The organism is Paenarthrobacter sp. AT5, assembly GCF_032764245.1.
In the GTDB taxonomy this organism is placed as follows: Bacteria; Actinomycetota; Actinomycetes; order Actinomycetales; family Micrococcaceae; genus Arthrobacter; species Arthrobacter ureafaciens.
The window spans coordinates 496,871-518,573 of sequence record NZ_CP136441.1; the positions used below are offsets into that span (position 1 = coordinate 496,871).

A 21,703-nucleotide genomic window follows, 5' to 3' on the forward strand; every position below is an offset into this window, starting at 1 on the left:
CATCCTGTCACCGGCATGGGGCATTTAGCCATAGTCAGGCGGGATGGGGGAGAGGGCGCCGGGCCCGGACCTGACGTGGGAAAACAGGTGAAAGAAAGTAACCTTTGAAATTTTTTCAATCCACACCCATCCACCCGGACATCACCTCCGAATAGCTGATGAGACACAAACAAAACCGGAAGAGCGGAAGCGACGCCGGACCGCCCGTGTCCCACACCCGAATGGACCCAGCACCAGGTTCCTCAGAGCAAGGAGAATGACATGTTGTCCACCAAGCGCCCTGCCCTCGCCTTCGTTGGCCTCACCGCAGCCGCCCTCATGGGACTGACGGCCTGTGGTGGTTCGAGCACCTCCAGCTCCCCCTCGTCCTCTGCGGCCCCGGAGACCTCCTCCATGGCACCGTCGCCATCAGCCTCCGCCAGCGAATCGATGGGTTCCAGCGCAGCCATGGATCCCGCCAGCAACCTGGTCGGACCAGGTTGCGCCGGCTACGCCGCCCAGGTTCCCGACGGCGCAGGTTCGGTTGCGGGAATGGCGCAGGATCCCGTTGCCGTGGCCGCCTCCAACAACCCGCTGCTCAAGACCCTGACCGCCGCAGTATCCGGCAAGTTGAACCCCAAGGTGGATCTCGTCTCCACGCTGAACGGCAGCGAGTTCACGGTCTTTGCTCCCGTTGACGACGCGTTCGCCAAGATTGACCCCGCTACGATCGAAACGCTCAAGACCGACGATGCCCTGCTGAGCAAGATCCTCACGTATCACGTTGTCCCCGGACAGCTGACCCCGGACCAGGTAGTGGGAACCCACAAGACCGTCCAGGGCGGCGAAGTGACGGTGGGTGGCAGCAAGGACGCCCTGACCGTCAATGACGCCAACGTCATTTGCGGTGGCGTGCAGACTGCCAATGCCACGGTCTACCTGATCGACTCCGTGCTGATGCCCAAGTAAACCCCTCCACGCATGAACAGGGCGGGTGCCGGAAATCCGGCACCCGCCCTGTTGCTGTCTCTATGTTGGCCCCGGGCTTATGTCCCGGGGCAACGGCCTACCTTCCCAGGTCGCTGTCCACGTAGGAACCTGGCCGTGAGTGTTCCGAGCCGCACGGGCACCCGCCGCTGAGCTCGATGCGCACCGTCACGGGGTTGGCTGAATCAACGGTGAACGATACCTGGTCCTTGGAATCCTTGATGACGTGGAGGGTGCTGTGCGCCGGGGAAGCGCCGGAGGCCACGGAGGCGTCTGAAGCCACGGAGGCCACGGAGGCCACGGAGGTTGAGGTCATGGTGTGACACCTTACTGCTGGTGGTTGGGGGAGTGTTCGCTACTTGTCTTCAGGAGACCGCGGCGTGCTGTCAACGGTTGGGATGCTGCCGGTAGGCGTACCGCCGGGACAGTCCGAATCCGGGCAGGTCTCCGCGCATTCGTGCTTGGTGACGAGGTCGAACTGGACACCGCGGTGCTGTTCGACGCCGGTGCGGATGGCCCGCTCCACCACGGAGGTTGCCAGCCGACGCCGGAGCGACAGGGGATCGCGCCTGAGGTCCTTGGCGAGCGCGAAGCAAAGCAGCAGCATGACCAGGATGAACGGCAGGGCGGCCACGATGGTGACCCTTTGGAGGCCGGACAAGGCTTCCGAGGGTTCATCACCGCCGGCAAGCAACATGACAGCTGCAACTGCACCGGTGAGGGTTCCCCAGAAGATCACTACTCCGCGCCGCGGGTGTTCGGCACCGTTGGAGCTGAGGGATCCCATGACGATGGAAGCGGCGTCCGCACCGGTGACGAAGAAGATCGCCACCAGGACCATGGCCAGCGCGATGACACCCACAGTGAGCCACTCGGGCATGCCCAGGTTCTTGACCAGATCGAAAAGAGCGCCGTCGAAGTTGATGGAGGGGGCGCCGTCGACCATTGTCACCAAGCCGGGAGTCCCCGCCTTGTCTGCTTCCTGCTGGACGTGGAAGGCAGCGCCGCCGAAGATGCAGAACCAGATGACGCTGACGATGCTCGGTACCAGCAGGACGCCGGTGACGAACTGGCGGATGGTACGGCCACGGCTGATGCGGGCGATGAACAAGCCAACGAAGGGCGTCCAGGAGATCCACCAGGCCCAGTAGAAGATGGTCCAGCTGGTCATCCAGCTGCGCAGGGCGTCATCTCCCACTGCTTCGGTCCGGGAGGACATCTCGGCCAGGTCGCGGGCGTAGTCGCCTACGGCGGAGGGAATGAGGTTCAGGATGAAGAGCGTGGGGCCGGCAACGAACACAATCAAGGCCAGGACAACTGCCAGGACCATGTTGATGTTGGACAACCACTGGATGCCGCGGCTGATGCCGGACACGGCCGAGGCCACGAAGCAGAACGTCAGGATGGCAACGATGACTACCAGGACTGGGGTGCCGACTTCGCCCATCCAACCGTTGGACGTCAGGCCGCTGCCGATCTGGAGGGCACCGAGGCCCAGGGAAGCTGCCGTTCCGAAGAGCGTGGCAAAGATGGCCAGGATGTTGATGAACTTCCCGAGGGGTCCCTCCACCATCCGGATGCCGAACAGCGAGGTGAAGGCCGCGGAGACCAGTTGCTTCCTGCCAAGGCGGTAGGTGCCGTAGGCCATGGCGATGCCGACTACCGCATACATCGCCCAAGGGTGGAGCGTCCAGTGGAAAATCGAGGTGGCCATGGCGGTCTGGATGGCATCGGGCGTACGGCCATCCACCGTGCCGGGCGGAGGCGAGATGTAGTGGAACAGCGGCTCGGCAACTCCATAGAACATGAGCCCGATGCCCATGCCGGCTGCGAACATCATCGCTACCCAGGAGATGGTGCGGAACTCGGGCTTCTCGCCGTCCTTGCCCAGCGGGATGTTGCCGAACTTGCCCAAGGCAAGCCACAGCACGAAGATCACGAAAAGCGAGGCGAGAACCATGAACAGCCATCCCGTGTACTCCATGACCCAGTTGAGGGCCCCCTTGGAGGTTTCAGAGAGGCTGTCCCTGCCAACAAATCCCCAGACCACGAAGGCGACGGCGATGGCGCCTGTGATTCCGAAGGTGACTTTGTCGAGGGTAAGTTTGCGGTTCCGGCGGGCTGAGACGGCCTGCTCGGTCTTGGCGTTGCGAAGCTCCTCCAGGATCTGTTCGTACTCTTCAGAGTCGGGGAGGGTTTCTGCCGTGCCTTCCTCGGGGTCGAGGACTGCGGGGTTTGATTCATCGGGGGAAACGCTGATGACTTCATCAAGCGTTTCCCTGGTGGAGGGCTCCTTGTCAGCCGGAGTTTCAGCCGGCGTATTGTCTGCCGGTAACTCTTCTGGTGTCAGGGATTTTGTGTCACTGCTTATAGCCATGAGCGGGTCCTTTGCTCGGCGAGTCATGGGCTTGCGTTTCTACGAGGCCCGGTTGTGGGACCGATTCCGGATAACGGGCGGATTGCTACCGGACTGGGGCCGGTGAGCGTTCCGCAAGAATCAACAACATTCGCGTTATGCAACAGAGTGCGCCCCGTCACACCCGAAAGTCAAGCACTTTCGCTTCTTTGACGCACATTGATATACCAGTTGGCTTTGAGCTGGACTTATGCAAAAAGGCGTTACGGACGGCCGAAATTACTGGTGCCGGTAGCCCATCTTGGCGCTGATGGCGAGGCCTGCCTCGCGGAGCCCCTCGATGAGGCCGGGCTGGTCTTCGGGAGCGAAGCGGAATGCGGGGCCGGAGATGCTGACGGCCGCAATGACGGTCCCCAAATGGTTGAAGACAGGCACGGCAATAGCGGTGAGGCCAATTTCGAATTCCTCATGCACTATCGCGTAGCCCTGGCGTGCAACATCGTGGAGCTGCTTCTCGAGATCTCCACGGTTGGTCACGGTCCGGGGCGTGCGGGCAGGCAGGCCCACTGCTTTGAAGACCTGGGTTCGCTCGTCCGCGGTCAACGCAGCCAGGAGCACCTTCCCGCTGGACGTGGCATGGAGGGGCGTGAGGCTGCCAACCCAGTCGTAGGTGGCCAGGGTGGAGGGACCCATGGCCTGGTCCACGTTGACGGCGTAGTTGGAACGCAGCACGGCAAGATTGACGGTTTCCTTGTACTCGCCGGCGAGGGCTTCCAGGACTTCGCGGGCCTCGTGCACCACGCTCAGCCTGCCGGGAATGGAGGAGGCCAGGCGCAGGATGCCGAATCCAAGCTGGTACTTGCCGCGTTCGCTGTTCTGGCGAACCAGCTCCCGGGTGACCAGCGAACCCACCAGCCGCGACACCGTGGACTTGTGCACGCCCATTTCCTCGGCGATCTCGCTGACGCCGGCATCACCCTTGCGGGCGAGGATCTCCAGGATTTGGAGCGCGCGGTCTACAGACTGGACGCCTCCGCTTTGGGTCTCTGCGTCATTGTCGATGTCCGGGTTGCTGCGTGCGGCCATGGTCACATCCTAGACTGGCCCGTCACGGGGCCGGCGTTGGGGCCCGTCCCGGGTCTAGGGGATCAGGGACTCACGGTGGCCTCCTCAAGGCCCGTGCGGAGCGGGAGGCCCACCCGTTCCCTGCCGGCGTACACGTTGAGGCTGCGTCCACGGCTGAAGCCCACCAGGGTCAGTCCCGTTTCGGCCGCGAGTTCCACTGCCAGGCTGGACGGGGCGCTGACCGCTGACAGGACGGGGATTCCCGCGAGGGCGGCCTTCTGGACGAGCTCGAACGACGCCCGCCCGGAGACCTGCAGGACCAGGCCGGACAACGGCAGCAGGCCCTGCCTGAGCGCCCAGCCCACCACTTTGTCCACCGCGTTATGACGGCCCACGTCTTCACGCAGGCACAACAGTTCCGGCCGGGAGCCGTCCACCTTGAAGAGACCTGCGGCGTGGACTCCGCCGGTCCTGTCAAAGACGGCCTGTGCGTCCCGCAGCCGTTCGGGCAGTTCGGCGAGCACGTCCACAGGCACCTGGAGGGCGTCCTGCGATGTGTCGAAATGGATGGTCTTCCGGACAGCTTCAATGGAATCAGTGCCACAGATGCCGCATGAGCTGGAGGTGTAGACGTGCCTCATGGTGTCCGGCAAGGGAACGTCCGGTCGGAGCTGTGCTTCCACCACGTTGAAGGTTTGGATGCCGTCCCGTTCGCCCGCGCAGAAGCGCAGGGACACGAGTTCGGCCTGGTGGCGGATGATGCCTTCGGACACCAGGAACCCCGCCACGAGGTCGAAGTCGTCGCCCGGAGTCCTCATGGTCACGGAAAATGACGTGCCGCCCAAACGGATTTCCAGCGGCTCTTCGGCGGCCAGTACGTCTTCCTTGAACCGGATGGGGTGTTCGGCGCCGGTCCCGTCCAGTTGGAAACGGTGGATCTTCCGGCGTTGAGTCATGCGTGCCACGGGGCGTGCCTTTGTTCGTTGGTGACAGGCCTGTCCGTGAACTGCGGTGGTTGGACCCACGGCAGTGGCATGACCTGCACAGCGTGGCCGGCCTCGACCCCCTGGGGCGGCACCGCCATGATTCCGTCCGCCCATGCGAGGCCACGCATCATGCCGGGGCCGGTGTGGGAGGCCGGGATGGCCAAGCCGTGGACAAAAGTGCAGGGGACAAGCCGGGTCCTGCCGGGATCCGGCTCGAAATCCGCGCCGGAGGTCATGATCACGGTGTCGGGCGGCTGGCGGTTGCCGAGGGCGGCCAGCAACGGTTCGCCGATGGTGATGAGGGCAACCATGGCCGCCAGCGGATTTCCCGGCAGTCCGATGATGAAGCGGCCATCCGGGAGCGCGGCCAGCACGGCGGGGTGGCCGGGCCGCATGGCGATCCCGTCAAGCAGCAGACGCCCACCCAAGGCCTCAACTACAGTGCGGAAATGATCGGTCCCGGACTTGCCGGTGCCGCCTGTGGTGATAATGACGTCCGCCGGTTGGCCGCCGCCTGCAACAGCCGCGCTGCCTGAACCGCCCAGGGCGGCCAGCCATTCTTCATAGGAGTCGCCGATCCTGCGCTGCCCGGACGGAACGCCGCCAAGCCGCGAAATGACGGCGCCAAGCTGCGGCCCGAACGTATCGCGCACCTGTCCCGGCGCGGGCTCACCCGAAGTGACCACTTCCGAGCCGGTCAGCACGACGGCGACCAGCGGCTTGCGCTGCACGGCCACCTCGTCGTGGCCTGCTACGGCGGCGAGGGCAATGTGGGCGGGGTTCAAAAGGGTTCCCGCGGGAATGAGGACATCACCGGCGGCTGCTTCTTCACCAGCCGGACGGATGTGGCGGCCGGCAGATACCTCACCCGGTTTCGCTTCGGGAATGAGGACGAGATTCCGGGCGCCTGGGGCGTCCCCGGTCAGCATTCCGCTTTCCTTCCGGAGGATGGACGTTGCGCCCTCGGGGACAACGCCACCTGTGGCAATTGTGCTTGCCTCGCCCGGGAATAGCCGGGTGCCGCGTTCAAGCCGGGTGCCGCGCTCAACCAGAATCCAGGGGCCGGAGCCGCTGACCGCCCACCCGTCCATGGCCGAGGACGCATAATGCGGAATGTCCTGGCGGGCCCTCACCTCCAACGCCAGGGCATTCCCGATGGCCTCTGCAAGCGGTACCAAAGCAGCTCCGAGGGGACGGGCACAGCCAAAGGCTGCCTGGCGCGCTGCGGACCACGTAGCTCCGTGGTTCTTGTCGCAGGACCCGTTGGCCGTAGAAACGTCGGAGACTTCCCGGACAAGCATGGATCTCCATCTCCTGGGTTGGATCAAGGGCGGTGCCTGACGACTCCCTGAAAGTCGTTGCCTGACAACTGCCAAAACCGTTAAAAAATGCCTTAAAAACGGACGCCGGGGGCGGCCGGCCTTCCCGTTGTGCCGTGCCGCCCCCGGTATCCGGGCTGACGTACTGGTGCTAGGCCTTTACGTAGCCGTTGGGGTTCAGTACGAACTTTGTTGCTGCACCGGCGTCGAATTCGGCGTAGCCGCGGGGTGCGTCTTCGAGCGGGATGGCCTTGGCGTTGACTGCCTTGGCGATCTGTACCTTGTCATGCAGGATGGCCATCATGAGCTGGCGGTTGTACTTCATGACCGGGCACTGGCCCGTGGTGAAGGACAGGGACTTGGCCCAACCGGTGCCCAGGGACAAGGACAGGGAGCCGTGCTTGGCTGCCTCGTCGATTCCGCCGGGATCGCCGGTGACGTACAAGCCCGGGATACCGAGGGCGCCGCCGGCCGTCGTGATGTCCATGAGCGAGTTCAGCACCGTGGCCGGAGCCTCGTGCGAGGCGTCCTTGCCGTGTCCGCGGGCCTCGAAGCCCACGGCGTCAATGCCGGAATCGACTTCAGGAACGCCGAGAATTTGCTCGATCTGGTCCTTGGGATCGCCTTGGGAGACGTTGACGGTTTCGCACCCGAAGGAGCGCGCCTGCGCCAGGCGCTCTTCGTTCATGTCGCCCACAATCACGACGGCGGCACCGAGCAGTTGGGCGCCGACGGCAGCAGCGATGCCCACCGGACCGGCACCTGCAACATACACGGTGGAGCCAACGCCCACGCCCGCGGTGACGGCACCGTGGAAGCCGGTGGGAAAGATGTCCGAGAGCATGGTGAGGTCCATGATCTTCTCAAGGGCCTGGTCACGGTCCGGGAAGCGCAGCAGGTTCCAGTCCGCGTAGGGGACCAGGACGTATTCTGCCTGGCCTCCCACCCAGCCGCCCATGTCCACGTAGCCGTAGGCGCTGCCGGGGCGGTCCGGGTTGACGTTGAGGCAGATGCCGGTTTTCCGTTCCTTGCAGTTCCGGCAACGGCCACAGGAAATGTTGAACGGCACCGAAACGATGTCGCCCACCTTGATGAACTCGACGTCGGGTCCCACTTCAACCACTTCACCGGTGATTTCGTGGCCCAGCACCAGGTTCTTCGGCGCCGTGGTGCGGCCACGGACCATGTGCTGGTCCGATCCGCAGATGTTGGTGGTCACGGTGCGCAGGATGACGCCGTGGGGCACCTTCCTGCCGACGTTGGCCGGGTTGACGCCCGGTCCGTCCTTGAGTTCGAACGTCGGGTACTCGGTGTCGATGATTTCAACGACGCCGGGTTCCTTGTAGGCGACTGCTCTGTTTCCTGACATGAACACTCCTTGGACAGTTGGTGTTGCGGGAACTATGGGGTCCAACTGCCCGAAAGCGATGCTTCGATGAGGAATACCTCCCCAGGTTTCAGGCCACCGAAGCACCGTTCACGGGCAATTGGACTACTACAGGGCCGGCTAGGCGACGCCTTGGAGTTGGAGGGCAGCGGCGGCGGAAGCTACCGTGTGGTCGTTTTCCACAGTGCTGCCGCTGACGCCGATTGCGCCGATCACTAAACGGCCTCAGCGTGGGCTTGGGTGATATCAGACAATGCTTCTCCTTTGATTCATGTCTGGTGGCACGGGCGAGGTACGGAAAGTCCGGTGATATCTTTTTCTAATCCAAAAGATATATCAGTCACATACTATGACAGTGGTCACAGCATGTACAGCTTTTCCTAACTCCTTTCGAGCCTGATGATGACCGACTTTGACGTGGGCGTGCCGCTGGTGTCGGCCACCGAGTCCAAGGGAACCAGAACGTTGGTTTCCGGGTAGTAAGCGGCGGCGCAACCCTTGGGCGTTGAGTAGGAAACGATGCGGAAGTTCTCCGCGAGTCGATCGACCCCGTCGAACTCGGAAATCAGGTTCACCATGTCCCCGTCCGCGAAGCCGAGTTCCCTGATGTCGGCTTCGTTGATGAGGACCACCCGGCGGCCGCCGTGGATGCCACGGTAGCGGTCGTCCTTGCCGTAGATGGTGGTGTTGTACTGGTCATGCGAGCGGAGGGTCTGCAGGACCAGGCGGCCGGCCGGAATCTTGATGTATTCCAACTCGTTTCCCGTGAAGTGGGCCTTGCCCGAGGCAGTATCGAACTTCCTGGCATCGCGGGGCGGGTGCGGCAGCACGAAGCCGCCGGGGTGCTGGATGCGGTCCTCGAAGTTCTCGAAGCCGTCAATCACGCCTTCGATGTGCTTCCGGATCAGGGTGTAGTCGTCCCTCATGGAGAGCCATGCCGCGCGGGGTGCGCCCGGCAGCGGGTGGCCTTGGGCATCGGTGAACAGGCGGTGCGCAAGGTTGCAGACGATCGCCACCTCGGAGTGCAGGTGCTCGCTGGCGGGCTTCAGCCGTCCACGGGAGGCATGCACTGCGCTCATGGAATCTTCCACTGTGACCCGCTGGTCGCCCGTCACCTGCGTGTCCTTCTCCGTCCGGCCCAGCGTAGGCAGGATGAGTGCGCGGCGCCCGGTGGACAGGTGGGAGTGGTTCAGCTTGGTGGAGATCTGGACGGTCAACGCCGTGTTGGCCAGCGCGTCCTCTGTTACCTGTGAATCCGGGGCTGCGCGGACGAAGTTACCTCCCATGCCCATGAAGAACCGGACCTTGCCATCGCGCATGGCCCTGATGGCCGCGACGGTGTCGTAACCGTGAGCGCGCGGTGAAAGGAACTCGAACTCATGGTCCAGGCGGTCGTGGAACTTCTCCGGCATCTTCTCGAAAATGCCCATGGTCCGGTCGCCTTGGACGTTCGAGTGCCCTCGAACGGGGCAAACGCCGGCGCCCGGCTTGCCGATGTTGCCTTGGAGCAGCAGGACGTTCACCACGTCCCGCAGGGTGGGCACGGAGTGCTTGTGCTGTGTCAGCCCCATGGCCCAGCAAACGATCGTGGCGTTGGAGGCGAGGAGCCGTTCGCCGGTGGCCCGGATTTGCTCCAGGGGCAGGCCGGTCGCTTCGACGATGTCGTCCCACTCAACCTTCTCGAGGTAGCGCAGGTATTCGTCGATGCCCACCGTGTAGTTGTTGATGAAATCGTGGTCCAGCACGGTGTCCAGGCCGGGAGTTGCGCGGCCTCCCGCTTCGGCTTCGAGGAGGTATTTGCCGAGACCCTGGAAGAGGGCCTGATCGCCGCCCGCGCGGATCTGCAGGAAGTCGTCGGTGAGCTTGGTGCCGGAAACGACGCCCTTGACATGCTGCGGGTTTTCAAAGTGCAGCAACCCGGCTTCGGGAAGCGGGTTGACGGAGACAATGATCGCTCCGTTCTTCTTGGCCTTTTCCAGCGCGCTGAGCATGCGCGGGTGGTTGGTGCCCGGGTTCTGGCCCGCGACGAAGATCAGCGACGCTGTTTCCAGGTCGGCTAGGCTCACGGAGCCCTTGCCGATGCCGATTGTCTCCACGAGGGCGGAGCCGGACGATTCGTGGCACATGTTGGAACAGTCCGGCAGGTTGTTGGTGCCCAGGCCGCGGACCAGGAGCTGGTAGACGAACGCCGCTTCGTTGGAGGTCCGGCCCGAGGTGTAAAACACCGCTTCGTCCGGGTTGTCCATGCCGCGGAGTTCCTCGGCCATCAGGTCGTAGGCGTCGTCCCAGCTGATGGGCTTGTAATGGGTGGCGCCTTCTTCCAGGACCATGGGGTGGGTCAGGCGTCCCTGTTGTCCCAGCCAGTAGTCGTCGCGGGTCTTCAGCTCAGCGACGGAGTGCTTGGCGAAGAATTCGGGCGTGACCCTGCGCCGGGTGGCTTCCTCAGCCACTGCCTTGGCCCCGTTTTCGCAAAACTCCGCCGCGTTGCGCTTCTCGTGCTCCGGCCAGGCGCATCCCATGCAGTCGAAACCATCCAGCTGGTTCACAGCCATCAGCGTCTGCGCGCTGCGGATCGGTCCCATCTGCTCGAACGAGATCTTCAAGGCATTGGCAACGGCCGGAATACCAACGGCCTTGGTCTTGGGTTTGGTGACGGTCAGCTTCGACTCGTCGATGTTTTCACGGGGGGCTTTGGAAGCCATGTGATCTTCCCTCCAGATCAGGAAATGGTCAGGCGGCGCCGGCAGGTACAGGCTGGACGGCGGGTACGGTGCCGCCGGTAACACGTGCCTGCCGACGGGCGGCTTCGGTGGTGTGCAGCAGCAACAATGCCGTGGTCACCGAGCCTACGCCACCCGGAACAGGCGTCAAGGCCGCTGCGACGCCGCTGACGCTCGCCTCGTCCACATCGCCCACCAGGGAACCGTCGGGCAGGACATTCGTGCCGACGTCCACCACCACGGTCTTTTCCGTCACGTGGCTGCCGGTCAGCAGCCCGGTGCGGCCGGCGGCCACCACCACGACGTCGGCGGGCCGCGTGAACGGCTCCAGCGCACCTGAGCGGGAGTGGCAGACGGTGACGGTGGCATCCTTGGCGAGCAGCAGCAGCGACAACGGCTTGCCCACCACGGCAGAACGTCCGACGACGACCACGTTGCGTCCCGCCGTCGGAACCTCGAAGTGGTCCAGAAGCTCGACGACGGCCCGCGCTGTTGCGGGCGCGAAGGCCGGCTGCCCCACGGCAAGGCGGCCGAGGCTCAGCGGGTTGGCGCCGTCGATGTCCTTTTCAGGGGCGATGAGCCCGACCAGGCTGTCCGCACGGACACCCGAAGGCAGGGGAGTCTGGAGGATGATGCCATGCACCGAGGCCTCCGCGCTGAGGTCACGGAGCACGGCGGCCAGGACCTGTTCGGTGGCGTCGTGGCCGAGGTCCACAATCCGGCAGTCGATCCCTGCACGTTCCGCGGCGCGTTCGATCGACCGGACGTACCAGTGGGTTGATTCGTCGTCGGTAGCGACCACGACGGCCACCGTGGGACGGACTCCCTGGCTATCCAGGGCGTGGGCCTCTTCCTGGGCGCGTTGCCGGATGAGGCCTGCAAGCCCCTTGCCGGACAGCACTTCTGCACTCATGCGAGGATCCTTTCGCGGACGCGGCGGGACAGGGTGTCAGCGGCGAGGACCACCTTCTCTTCCAGCCCGTCGGTCTGCCCGGCAAGGCGGGTCCGGGTGGCATCGTCCTTGATGGCCACAAGGTTGATGTCGATGTTGATGCGTGCGGTGGTGGCAGCCGCCCGGGCTGCGTCGGCGGCAGCGGCGACGTCGCTGATGACGTTCGGGTTGGCCGCTTCGAAAAGTTCCGTGGCGAGGTCCACGATCTCGCCGGCAAGCTTGATGAGCTGGGCGGGCGTTTGCGCGGCCTGGACCAGGGCAGCGTCGATCGCCGCTTTCTTCGCGGTCTTGAGCTCCGGGGTGTCGGAAGGAAGCTTGTAGGAATCGATGACCCCTTGGAAGGCGTGTTCGTCGGCATCGGCCAGCCGGAGCGCTTCGGTGCGGTGGTGATCGGCGCTGTTGGTGATACGGGCAACCAGTCCTGCATGCTCCGCGTACTTCTCACCCGTGGTGTAACGGGCCACCATGGCCACCAGTGCGGCACCTTGGGCAGCATGCAACGCCGCAGCCGCTCCGCCGCCCGGTGTGGGTTGGCGGGCGGCGAGCCTGGCCAAATAATCGTTGACTGTTTCTGAGCTGATCATGTGTCTTCCTGGGCTGGAGAAAGAAAGGGGACAGACAGCGGCCCGGACCCGGTTGCGAGGGATAGGGTCCGGGCCGCGTGTCTTGGAAGCCGCGGGTGCGGCGGGGGACTAGCCCCGGAGCCGGCTCATGCTGGGGTCGTACAGCGGATCCTCGGTGACGGTCGCCTGGATGCGGCGGCCGAAGTACTCGATCTCCACCGAATCACCCAAGGACACTGCGGACGGGAGGTACGCGTACGCGATCGGCTTGCGAACCGTGTAGCCGAACGCCGCGCTGGTGACGTAACCCACCGGCTGGTTCTTGTAGAACACCGGTTCCTTGCCCAGCACCAAGCTGCGGCCGTCGTCGACCGTCAAGCAGCGCAGGCGGCGGGCGGAGCTTTCCTCGCTGCGGCCCTCCAGGGCTGCCTTCCCGACGAAGTTCTCCTTGGCCATCTTGACCGCGAAGCCGAGGCCGGCCTCGAAGGGGTCGTGCTCCGTGGTCATGTCCGTGCCCCACGAACGGTAACCCTTCTCGAGGCGCAGCGAGCTGAAGGCGGCGCGGCCCGCGGCGATGACGCCGAACGGCTGGCCGGCCTTCCACAGCGCATCCCACAGGCGCTGGCCGTTGTCCGCGCTCGTGTAGAGCTCCCAACCGAGTTCGCCAACGTAGGACAGTCGCATTGCCGTGACGGGAACGCCACCGATCACCACGTCCTTGGCGCGGAAGTAGCGCAGGCCGTCGTTGGAGAAGTCGTCGCTGCTGATGGTGCTGACCAGGTCGCGGGCCAGCGGACCCCACAGGCCGATGCAGCAAGTGCCGCCGGTGGTGTCGCGGACCTGCACCCAGTCGCCCGCGCCGCCGTTCTCCGTCTGCTGGCGGGCAGCACGCTCAAAGTAGGCGGTGTCGATGTTGCCGTTGGCGCCCAGCTGGAAGGTGTTCTCATCCAGGCGTGCAACGGTGATGTCGCTTCGGATGCCGCCGGCGTGGTCCAGCAGGAGGGTGTAGGTAACTGCTCCGGGCTTCTTGGCGAGATCGCCGGTAGTGAGTTCCTGGAGCAGCTTCAAGGCGCCGGGGCCGGAAACTTCCAGGCGCTTGAGCGGCGTCATGTCGTACATGGCCACTGCCGTACGGGTCTTCCAGGCTTCAGCAGCCGCGATCGGGGAGCTGAACATTCCGGACCAGGCATCGCGGGCCGGCGGCTGCCACTCGTCCGGCATTTCCTTCAGCAGTTCGGCATTGGCCTCGAACCAGTAAGGACGCTCCCAGCCGGCACCTTCCAGGAAGTAGCCGCCCAGTTGCTTGTGGCGGGCGTGGAAAGGGCTGACGCGGAGGTTGCGCGGAGAAAGCTTGGGCTGGAGCGGGTGCAGGACGTCGTAGATCTCCACGAAGTTCTGCTGCGAGGTTTCGCTGACGTACTCGGGGGTGAGCTGGACTTCCTCGAAGCGGTGGATGTCACAGTCGCCCAGGTCGATCTGCGACTTGCCGTCAACCAGGACCTCGGCAACGGCGCGGGCGATGCCTGCGGAGTGGGTGACCCACACGGCCTCAGCCACGTAGAAGCCGTCCAGTTCCTTGGACTCGCCCACCAGGGAACCGCCGTCCGGGGTGAAGGAGAAGATGCCGTTGAAGCCGTCTTCGATTTCGCTTTCACGCAGGGCCGGAAGGATCTGCTTGGTTGCTTCCCACGCCGGCAGGAAGTCCTCAAGGGTGAAGTCGAGGCGGGAAGGCATGTTGTGTTCGCTGATGCTGGAGGGCTCGTACTTGCCGAGTTCGTCCAGGTCCACGGGCATGGGCTTGTGGGCGTAGGAACCGATGCCGTAGCGCTCGCCGTGCTCGCGGTAGTAGAGGTCCTGGTCCTGATGACGGAGGATCGGCAGCTGTGCACCGTTGGGCAGTTCGTTCTTGCCCTTCTGGGCGGGAACCGGGGTGGTCTTGACGTACTGGTGGGCCAGGGGGAGCAGCGGAACTGCCATGCCGATCATCTCGCCGATCTTGGCGCCCCAGAAGCCTGCGCAGGAGACGACGATGTCGGCCTGGATCACGCCGTCGGCGGTCTGGACGCCTGTGACGCGGTGGCCGGACTGTTCAATGCCGGTCACTTCCGTGTTGCCGAGGTACTTCACGCCGGCAGCTTCGGTGCGCTTGATGAGCAACTGGACGGCACGGGCGGCCAAGGCGAGGCCATCGGAGGGAACATGGAGGCCGCCCAGGATGTCGTCCTGGTTGATCAGCGGGTAGAGCTCCTTGCATTCCTCGGGGGAGAGGATGCGGCCCTCAATGCCCCAGGACTGCGCGTAGCCAAGCTTGCGCTTGAGGTCGGCAAGACGGGTTTCCGTGGTGGCTACTTCAAGGCCGCCTACCTGGTTGAAGCAGCTCTGGCCATCTTCGGTCAGGGACAGCAGTTTCTCCACCGTGTACTTGGCGAAGAGTGCCATGCTCTTTGACGGGTTGGTCTGGAAGACCAGGCCCGGAGCATGCGAGGTGGAGCCTCCGGGCATGTTGAGCGGACCCTGGTCCAGGACCGTGATGTTGTTCCAGCCGCGTTGGACGAGTTCGTCGGCGAGGTTGGTGCCGACGATGCCGGCTCCGATGATGACAATGCGGGGCGTCGATGCCATGAAAGTTTTCTCCTGCTGTAATTCGGGCGTGGGCGGGCTGGTTAGCGGAAGACGACCGTGCTGGTCCGGTCCAGAAGCACGCGGTGTTCGCAGTGCCAGCGGACGGCGCGGGAAAGTGCGAGCGCTTCCGCGTCCTGGCCCACGGTGGAAAGTGCCGTGGGGCCGTAGCTGTGGTCCACCCGGATGACTTCCTGCTCGATGATCGGGCCCTCGTCCAGGTCTGCGGTGACGTAGTGTGCCGTAGCGCCTACCTGCTTCACGCCACGGTCGTAGGCCTGGTGGTAGGGGCGTGCGCCCTTGAAGCCGGGGAGGAAGGAGTGGTGGATGTTGATCGCACGGCCTTCCAACTTGCGGCACAAGTCATCTGACAGGACCTGCATGTAGCGGGCAAGGACCACGAGGTCAGCCTCGTATTCCTCCACCAGTTCCAGCAGCCGCGCCTCGGCCTCGGCCTTGGTGTCCGGGGTGACCGGAACGTGGATGAAGGGCAGGCCGGCTGCCTCCGCCATGGCACGGTGGGTCTCGTGGTTGGAAACAACAGCCACCAGCTCGCCGCCGAGGCTGCCTCCGCGCCAACGGAAGATGAGGTCGTTCAGGCAGTGGCCGAACTTGGAGACCATCACCAGGACGCGCTGTTTGGTCTGGTCATGGAAGCTGAACTTCATGTCGAAGCGCTCTGCGATGGAGCGGAACTCTTCTTCAAGCTGCTCCGGTGAGTAGCTCTGCGGGCCGGAGAACGCAGTGCGCAGGTGCAGCGTCTGGCGAAGGCTGTCATCGAACTGCTGGTGCTCTTCGATGTTGAAGCCGCGCTCGAACAGGAACGTGGTGACCGCATGCACGATTCCGGGCTGTTCGACGCACGACAGTGTGAGTACGAACTTCTGCGCTTGCTCGTCCTTGAGCTGCCCGCGTTCCGCCGGAAGGGTGCTGAGGTGAGAGTCTGAAGCCACGAGGGTCATATGTCCTCCTTAGGTAATTCCCTAGATATATTCCTGAATTACGTACTGATATATTAGGATTGGATTCAGCGTATACTGGACCTTGGAACGAGGTCAATAGGTTTTTTCGGAACTGTGGAAGGAGCTCGGCACTGTGGCAATTCAAACCTTGGCGACTGTAGAAGACGCAGGCAGGAAGTCGCTTGCGGACATCGCTTACGAAAGCGTGCGCGACCGCCTCCTGACGCTGGACATCAAGCCGGGCGACCTCCTCAATGATGACCAGCTGGCCAAGGAGCTCGGCATCGGGCGCACGCCGGTGCGCGAGGCCCTGAAGCGGCTGGAGCTTGATCGCCTGGTGGTGACGTACCCGCGACGCGGCACTTTCGCCACCCGGGTGGAGGTCACGGACCTTGCGTTCATTTCCGAGATCCGGGTGCAGTTGGAGCCGGTCGCCGCAGCGCGGGCGGCCCGCGTGGCTACCCCCGCGAGCAGGGATTACCTGCGCCAAGTTGTCCGGGAAGTTGAAGCCTTCGACATCAAGGCCGCCTCCGTGGTGGAGACCTTGAAGCTGGATGCCCGCGTGCACCAGGGCATCTACGCTGCGGCAGCCAATCCGCACCTGGAAGACGTCCTGATCCGCTACGACAACCTGGCCACGCGGATTTGGTGCATGGTGCTGGACCGGCTGCCCAACCTTGAGCGGCACGTGCATGAGCACGTGGATCTACTGCAGGCAGTGATCGACGGCGACGAGCACAAGGCGGCAGAGTTGGCGCGGACGCACGTGAGTGAATTCGAGCAGGCGGTGCGTGAGGCGTTGTTTGCAGCCTGACGTGAACGGGTTGTCCGCCCGGCCGCAAAGCGCCTTGTTGACGCGTGCGATTTCCTCCTTGCATACTTGGGACCTAGCTAATATATCTATCGGATATCACGCGACGTCGGCGCTCTGCCGGTGAGTGGATACCGGCGCCTGCGTAGGCATGCAGGCTTCATTCCCCTTGGAGTATCGCGTGAACATAAGACCGCTCCCTTTCGACAACATTCCCCTGACCGGCACAGGCCGCGTTAAGCGGGGTATGGCTGAGATGCTCAAGGGCGGCGTCATCATGGACGTCGTTAACGTCGAGCAGGCCCGCATCGCCGAGGACGCCGGCGCCGTCGCCGTGATGGCCCTTGAGCGTGTTCCTGCCGATATCCGCGCCCAGGGTGGCGTGTCCCGTATGTCCGATCCGGACATGATCGATCAGATCATTGCCGCGGTGTCCATCCCGGTGATGGCCAAGGCCCGCATCGGCCACTTCGTCGAAGCGCAGGTCCTGCAGTCCCTGGGTGTGGATTACATTGACGAGTCCGAGGTCCTGACCCCGGCCGATTACATCAACCACATCGATAAGTGGAACTTCACCGTCCCGTTCGTGTGCGGTGCCACCAACCTGGGTGAGGCCCTGCGCCGGATCAACGAGGGCGCGGCGATGATCCGTTCCAAGGGCGAGGCCGGCACCGGGGATGTTTCCAACGCCACCGGTCACATGCGCAAGATCCGTGCCGAGATCGCGAAGCTCTCCTCCCTGCCCGAGGACGAACTGTACGTTGCTGCGAAGGAACTGCAGGCCCCGTACGAGCTGGTCAAGGAAGTTGCTGCCACGGGCAAGCTCCCGGTGGTGCTGTTCACCGCCGGCGGCATCGCGACCCCGGCTGATGCTGCGATGATGATGCAGCTAGGCGCTGACGGCGTGTTCGTTGGTTCGGGTATCTTCAAGTCCGGCAACCCGGCCCAGCGTGCCGCCGCCGTCGTGAAGGCCACCACGTTCCACGATGACCCCGACGTGATCGCGAAAGTCTCCCGCGGCCTCGGCGAAGCGATGGTCGGCATCAACGTCGACGAAATCCCCGAACCCCACCGCCTGGCCGAACGCGGCTGGTAAAGCAGCGGCCGCCCGAGGGCGGGCCCCTTTAACGCACGCTGCCGGACCACAGGCCGCCGTCGTCTGCAACCGCTCAGGACTCGTCTTCCAGCCTGGTCTTAAGGAGCCGTTGCGCCGTGCCCTGAAGGATCTCCAAGGATTCCTTGATCAAGGGCGAGCCGATGCTGCCCCGTCGCGCCGCTGCCACAATCCGGCGGGCCGGTTTTCCCTTGCCCGTGATGCGCAGTCGAACGACGTTCTCCGCGTTGTGCAGGGGTGCCAGCCGCGGAAGCAGGCCGACGCCCAGGCCCGCCCCCACAAAAGCGATCTGTGTCTCCCATTCAACGGCTTCATGGGCTATCCGCGGCGTGACTCCCACTGCGGTGAAGGCGGCGGTAAACAGTGCGTGGTAGGTGGATCCGGCAGTTTCGGTGATCCACGGCTCCGATGCCAGTTCTTCCAAAGTGACTGTTTCCCGGGAGGCCAACGGATGGTCGCCGGGAATGATGACGTCCAAGGGGTCGTCCAACAGGAACGTTTGCTCGAAGCGCGGATCGTCCTCCCCGTAGCTATCGGATTGCATGGCGACGATTACGGCCAGGTCGATCCGTTCGGCCACGAGCAAATCGAAGCAACGCGACGGGTCTGCCTCGAGTACCTGGACTTCCAACAGCGGCCGCGTCGAGCGCAATGTCGCGGCGAGGGGCGCCAGTAACTGGGCTGCCGCCGTCGAAAACCCCCCGAGCCCAAAATGGGCCTGGACCTGGTCGCCGGCGGCCATGGCGGCGGCACGCAGGCTTTCCCACTCGGCAACCAGGCCATCCGAACCGGCAACCAGGAAGCGGCCTGTGGCGGTGAGGCGCACTCCGCGGCCGTCCTTCGTTAGGAGCTGCATTCCCAGTACGCGCTGGAGCTCCCGCAGCTGTGCGGAGACGGCGGAAGGGGAGTAGCCGGTGAGTTCGGCAGTAGCCCCCACGGTGCCGCAGCGGGCAAAGACGCGAAGGGTGTGGAGGCGCGGATCGATCATGAATCAATCATGCACAGATAGTGCACGGTTATCTCCTAAATATTGCGCTTTTGTTGCAGTTCAATCGTCCCTAATCTCGTACTACGAAGACTTCGACAAAGGCGGTTGCGATGACGCACCGCGGTCCCCATGAACTACTTAATGACCCAGCCTCCCGGGAGGAAACCCATGACTGCTCCAGTGAACGTCGCTCCTGCATCACGCGGAAAGATCGTTTCATCATTGCCTGCCGATCAGCTGGCTGAAATCAGCGCGTTGTTTGAGTTCCGCCGCACGGGCTATTCCCTTGATGCCCCGTTCTACACGGACCCGACCATCTTCAAGGTGGACATGGAGGCCATCTTCGGCCAGCACTGGATCTACGCGGGCAGCGTTGCCGAACTGCCCGAGCCGGGCGACTACATCACCGTGGACTACGGACCCTACTCGTTGATCGTTCTCCGCAACGATGACGGCGAAGTCAACGTCCTGCACAACGTGTGCCGCCACCGCGGTGCGCGCGTCCTGACGGAGTCGGCTGGTTCCACCGGAAACCTGGTCTGCGGCTACCACTCCTGGACCTATTCGCCCGAGGGCAACCTGATCCACGCTTCCGCTCCCGGCGAGGCCAAGTTCGACAAGAACTGCTTCGCGCTTAAGCGCGCCCACAGCCGCGAGGTTGCCGGACTCATCTTCGTCTGCATCGCCGACGAGCCGCCAACAGACTTTGATGAGACCTCCAAGATCTTTGAGCCCTACCTGGCGCCGCACGATCTGTTCAAGACGAAGATTGCCTACCAGCAGAACATCATCGAAGAGGGCAACTGGAAGCTCGTCATGGAGAACAACCGTGAGTGCTACCACTGTGACGGCCACCCGGAACTTGCCTGCTCCCTGTTCCCCACCTGGGGCCTGACCGAGGGCCTTATCCCCACCCACCTCGAAGACGTCTGGGACCGCAACAAGGAAGCCCAGGCCTCCCTCGAAGAGCGTTGCCGCCGCTACGGCCTGCCCTATGAGGTGGTGGAAGAGCTGGACACCCGCATTGCAGGTATCCGCATCTCCCGCGAATCCCTCGACGGCGAAGGCGAATCGTTCTCGGCCGACGGACGCCGCCTTTCCAAGAAGCTGCTCGGCGACCTGCCCGACTTCCGCCTGGGCCGTTGCTCGATGCACCTGCAGCCCAACAGCTGGTTCCACTTCCTGGGCGACCACGTCATCACCTTCGGCGTCTTCCCCATCAACGAACACCAGTCCCTGGTCCGCACCACGTGGCTGGTTGCCGACGACGCCGTGGAAGGCGTGGACTACGATCTGGACAAGCTCACCTACACCTGGAAGCAGACCAACCTCCAGGACAAGGCCTTCGTTGAGCTGTGCCAGACGGGTGCAGGCAGCCCCGCCTACGAACCCGGCCCGTACATGAAGAGCGAGTACCAGGTTGAGGCCTTCATCAACTGGTACGTGCAGCGCGTCCAGGAGCACTTGGCATGACGGAACTCCTCACCGAAACGGCCGTCCAGGAGCCACAGCGCATCCGCGGACTCGAGATGCCGTGGAACAGGGTTATGGGCAGCAGCGACACCCCCGCCCGGGCAGCCCGCGCCTTGGGTCCCTGGCACCCCCAGGAGTTCACGGCCGAATGCGTGGAGACCATCCCGGAAGCGGGCGGCCTCATGACGTTCGTGTTCCGACGCTGCGACGGCGCACCCCTTGCGTTCCGTGCCGGGCAGTACGTCAACATCGCGTTCCCCGTGAACGGCGGGGAACACGAGCCTGTGGACCGCAGCTATTCGCTGTCCAGTTCGCCTACCGAGCCGTGGACCTTCAGCATCAGCGTCAAGCGCGACGCCGGCGGCCTGGTCTCTCCGTGGGTGCATGAGAACGTCCAGCCGGGCACTGTGCTGGAGATGCTCGGGCCGGTCGGCGCCTTCCACTTGCCGGATGCGGACCGGCGCGCCCGTTACCTGCTGCTCGCAGCCGGGGCCGGCATCACGCCCATCATGTCCATGGTGCGGACCATCCATTCCCTGCCGGGACACGCGGATGTCGTGGTGCTCTACCACGGTGCGGAAGCGGGCGGCTTCGCCTTCCACCGGGAGCTCGCCTACATCGCTTCCGTGGACTCGCGGATCCGGGTCTTCTACTCCCTGGGTGACCGCAGCAAGCCCGATGGTTGGGACGGCCTCACCGGACGGCTGACCTCGGCCATGATTGACGAGGTGGCCCCTGACGCCAACGGACGCCAGGTCTACGCCTGTGGTCCCGAGGGCTACCTGAACAACGCCACGGAGCTCCTGAAGAAGGTCGGCGTCGACGACACCTCCATCTACATGGAGTTTTTCTCCGGTGACCGCCAGACGCTCCTTGAATATGCGGCCGAAGTGGCCCTCGCCACGGACATCGCAGAAGAAATTGCCGAGGAAATCGCCGACTCCGCCGAGGATTACTTCGAGAGCCAGCCTGCGGCTTTCGGTCTCTACGAGCCGAGGTACGACGCAGACGGCACCTTGGAAGCCACGGGCCTGCCGCTCGAAGCGGTCGACGCCGACGCGACGTCCGGTGCGGAAGCCAACGACGGCGGTTCGGGCACCTCGCCGGAGGCTGAAGCGGAGACTCCCGATGCTTCGAGCTTCAACACGGTGGGGACCGGGAGCCTCACGTTGTCCTTCATGCGCACCGGCATCAACGTGCGGATCGACCCCACGGAGCCCATCCTCGAGGTGGCCCAGCGTGCGGGTGTCAGGATCGGCGCCAACTGCAAGGAAGGAATGTGCGGTTCTTGCAAGGTGGTCAAGTTGTCGGGCGACATCGACATGAACCACCAGGGCGGGATCCGGAAACGCGAAATCGATGCGGGCAAGTTCCTGCCCTGCTGTTCCACGGCCAAGACGGATATGGTGATCGACGCTTAGA

At 64.0% G+C, this 21,703-nt stretch carries 18 protein-coding genes; 5 read left to right on the forward strand and 13 right to left on the reverse strand.

Features of this window, described 5'->3' with window-relative positions:
* Nucleotides 1-261: 261 nt before the first annotated feature.
* The gene (locus tag RI444_RS02445; protein WP_062094849.1) at nt 262-948 is read left to right on the forward strand and encodes a fasciclin domain-containing protein; all 687 of its coding nucleotides are present in this window, start codon (nt 262-264) and stop codon (nt 946-948) included.
* Between the two features lie 97 nt (nt 949-1,045).
* Here the strand turns inward: RI444_RS02445 and RI444_RS02450 are convergent, their stop codons facing one another.
* From RI444_RS02450 to purU, 12 genes are all read right to left on the reverse strand, one after another.
* Complete coding sequence (locus RI444_RS02450) at nt 1,046-1,282, reverse strand: hypothetical protein (protein ID WP_069696068.1); 237 nt, start codon at nt 1,280-1,282, stop codon at nt 1,046-1,048.
* A 39-nt stretch (nt 1,283-1,321) separates the two neighbouring features.
* Complete coding sequence (locus RI444_RS02455; protein WP_242703152.1) at nt 1,322-3,343, reverse strand: BCCT family transporter; 2,022 nt, start codon at nt 3,341-3,343, stop codon at nt 1,322-1,324.
* Nucleotides 3,344-3,601: 258 nt separating this feature from the next.
* Nucleotides 3,602-4,408, reverse strand: coding sequence for an IclR family transcriptional regulator (locus RI444_RS02460; RefSeq protein WP_021471088.1), 807 nt, complete (start codon nt 4,406-4,408; stop codon nt 3,602-3,604).
* Nucleotides 4,409-4,470: 62 nt separating this feature from the next.
* Nucleotides 4,471-5,352 carry a formate dehydrogenase accessory sulfurtransferase FdhD gene (gene fdhD, locus RI444_RS02465; protein WP_207605175.1) on the reverse strand — a complete coding sequence of 294 codons (882 nt, stop codon included), beginning with the start codon at nt 5,350-5,352 and terminating at the stop codon, nt 4,471-4,473.
* On the reverse strand, nt 5,340-6,674 hold the full coding sequence (locus tag RI444_RS02470) for a molybdopterin molybdotransferase MoeA (protein ID WP_207605174.1): 1,335 nt from the start codon (nt 6,672-6,674) through the stop codon (nt 5,340-5,342). Before RI444_RS02470 ends, fdhD begins: the two co-directional genes overlap by 13 nt.
* 169 nt (nt 6,675-6,843) lie before the next feature.
* A complete protein-coding gene (gene fdhA, locus RI444_RS02475) occupies nt 6,844-8,061 on the reverse strand; it encodes a formaldehyde dehydrogenase, glutathione-independent (protein WP_021471085.1) in 1,218 nt (405 codons plus the stop codon).
* A gap of 138 nt (nt 8,062-8,199) precedes the next feature.
* Entirely contained in the window at nt 8,200-8,295 is a 96-nt protein-coding gene (locus RI444_RS02480) for a heme-binding protein (RefSeq protein ID WP_207605173.1), read from the reverse strand.
* A gap of 164 nt (nt 8,296-8,459) precedes the next feature.
* Nucleotides 8,460-10,781 (reverse strand): FdhF/YdeP family oxidoreductase, encoded by a 2,322-nt coding sequence (locus RI444_RS02485; protein WP_062094853.1) that lies wholly within the window; start codon nt 10,779-10,781, stop codon nt 8,460-8,462.
* A 28-nt stretch (nt 10,782-10,809) separates the two neighbouring features.
* A complete protein-coding gene (locus tag RI444_RS02490; RefSeq protein WP_021471082.1) occupies nt 10,810-11,712 on the reverse strand; it encodes a bifunctional 5,10-methylenetetrahydrofolate dehydrogenase/5,10-methenyltetrahydrofolate cyclohydrolase in 903 nt (300 codons plus the stop codon).
* Nucleotides 11,709-12,335, reverse strand: a complete 627-nt coding sequence (locus RI444_RS02495) for a cyclodeaminase/cyclohydrolase family protein (RefSeq protein ID WP_021471081.1) — start codon at nt 12,333-12,335, stop codon at nt 11,709-11,711. Before RI444_RS02495 ends, RI444_RS02490 begins: the two co-directional genes overlap by 4 nt.
* A 108-nt stretch (nt 12,336-12,443) precedes the next feature.
* A complete protein-coding gene (locus RI444_RS02500; protein ID WP_207605172.1) occupies nt 12,444-14,936 on the reverse strand; it encodes an FAD-dependent oxidoreductase in 2,493 nt (830 codons plus the stop codon).
* Nucleotides 14,937-14,977: 41 nt separating this feature from the next.
* Nucleotides 14,978-15,895 (reverse strand): formyltetrahydrofolate deformylase, encoded by a 918-nt coding sequence (purU, locus tag RI444_RS02505; protein ID WP_069696062.1) that lies wholly within the window; start codon nt 15,893-15,895, stop codon nt 14,978-14,980.
* A gap of 133 nt (nt 15,896-16,028) precedes the next feature.
* Between purU and RI444_RS02510 the strand changes: the two genes are divergently transcribed.
* The gene (locus RI444_RS02510) at nt 16,029-16,709 is read left to right on the forward strand and encodes a GntR family transcriptional regulator (RefSeq protein ID WP_166186690.1); all 681 of its coding nucleotides are present in this window, start codon (nt 16,029-16,031) and stop codon (nt 16,707-16,709) included.
* Between the two features lie 244 nt (nt 16,710-16,953).
* A complete protein-coding gene (gene pdxS / locus RI444_RS02515) occupies nt 16,954-17,802 on the forward strand; it encodes a pyridoxal 5'-phosphate synthase lyase subunit PdxS (protein ID WP_021470636.1) in 849 nt (282 codons plus the stop codon).
* Between the two features lie 73 nt (nt 17,803-17,875).
* On the opposite strand, the gene RI444_RS02520 is transcribed toward pdxS, so the two are convergent.
* Nucleotides 17,876-18,808 carry a LysR family transcriptional regulator gene (locus RI444_RS02520; RefSeq protein ID WP_207605171.1) on the reverse strand — a complete coding sequence of 311 codons (933 nt, stop codon included), beginning with the start codon at nt 18,806-18,808 and terminating at the stop codon, nt 17,876-17,878.
* A 168-nt stretch (nt 18,809-18,976) separates the two neighbouring features.
* Between RI444_RS02520 and RI444_RS02525 the strand changes: the two genes are divergently transcribed.
* Nucleotides 18,977-20,281, forward strand: coding sequence for an aromatic ring-hydroxylating oxygenase subunit alpha (locus RI444_RS02525; RefSeq protein WP_207605170.1), 1,305 nt, complete (start codon nt 18,977-18,979; stop codon nt 20,279-20,281).
* Complete coding sequence (locus RI444_RS02530) at nt 20,278-21,702, forward strand: ferredoxin reductase (RefSeq protein WP_069696058.1); 1,425 nt, start codon at nt 20,278-20,280, stop codon at nt 21,700-21,702. Before RI444_RS02525 ends, RI444_RS02530 begins: the two co-directional genes overlap by 4 nt.
* Nucleotide 21,703 lies beyond the last annotated feature (1 nt).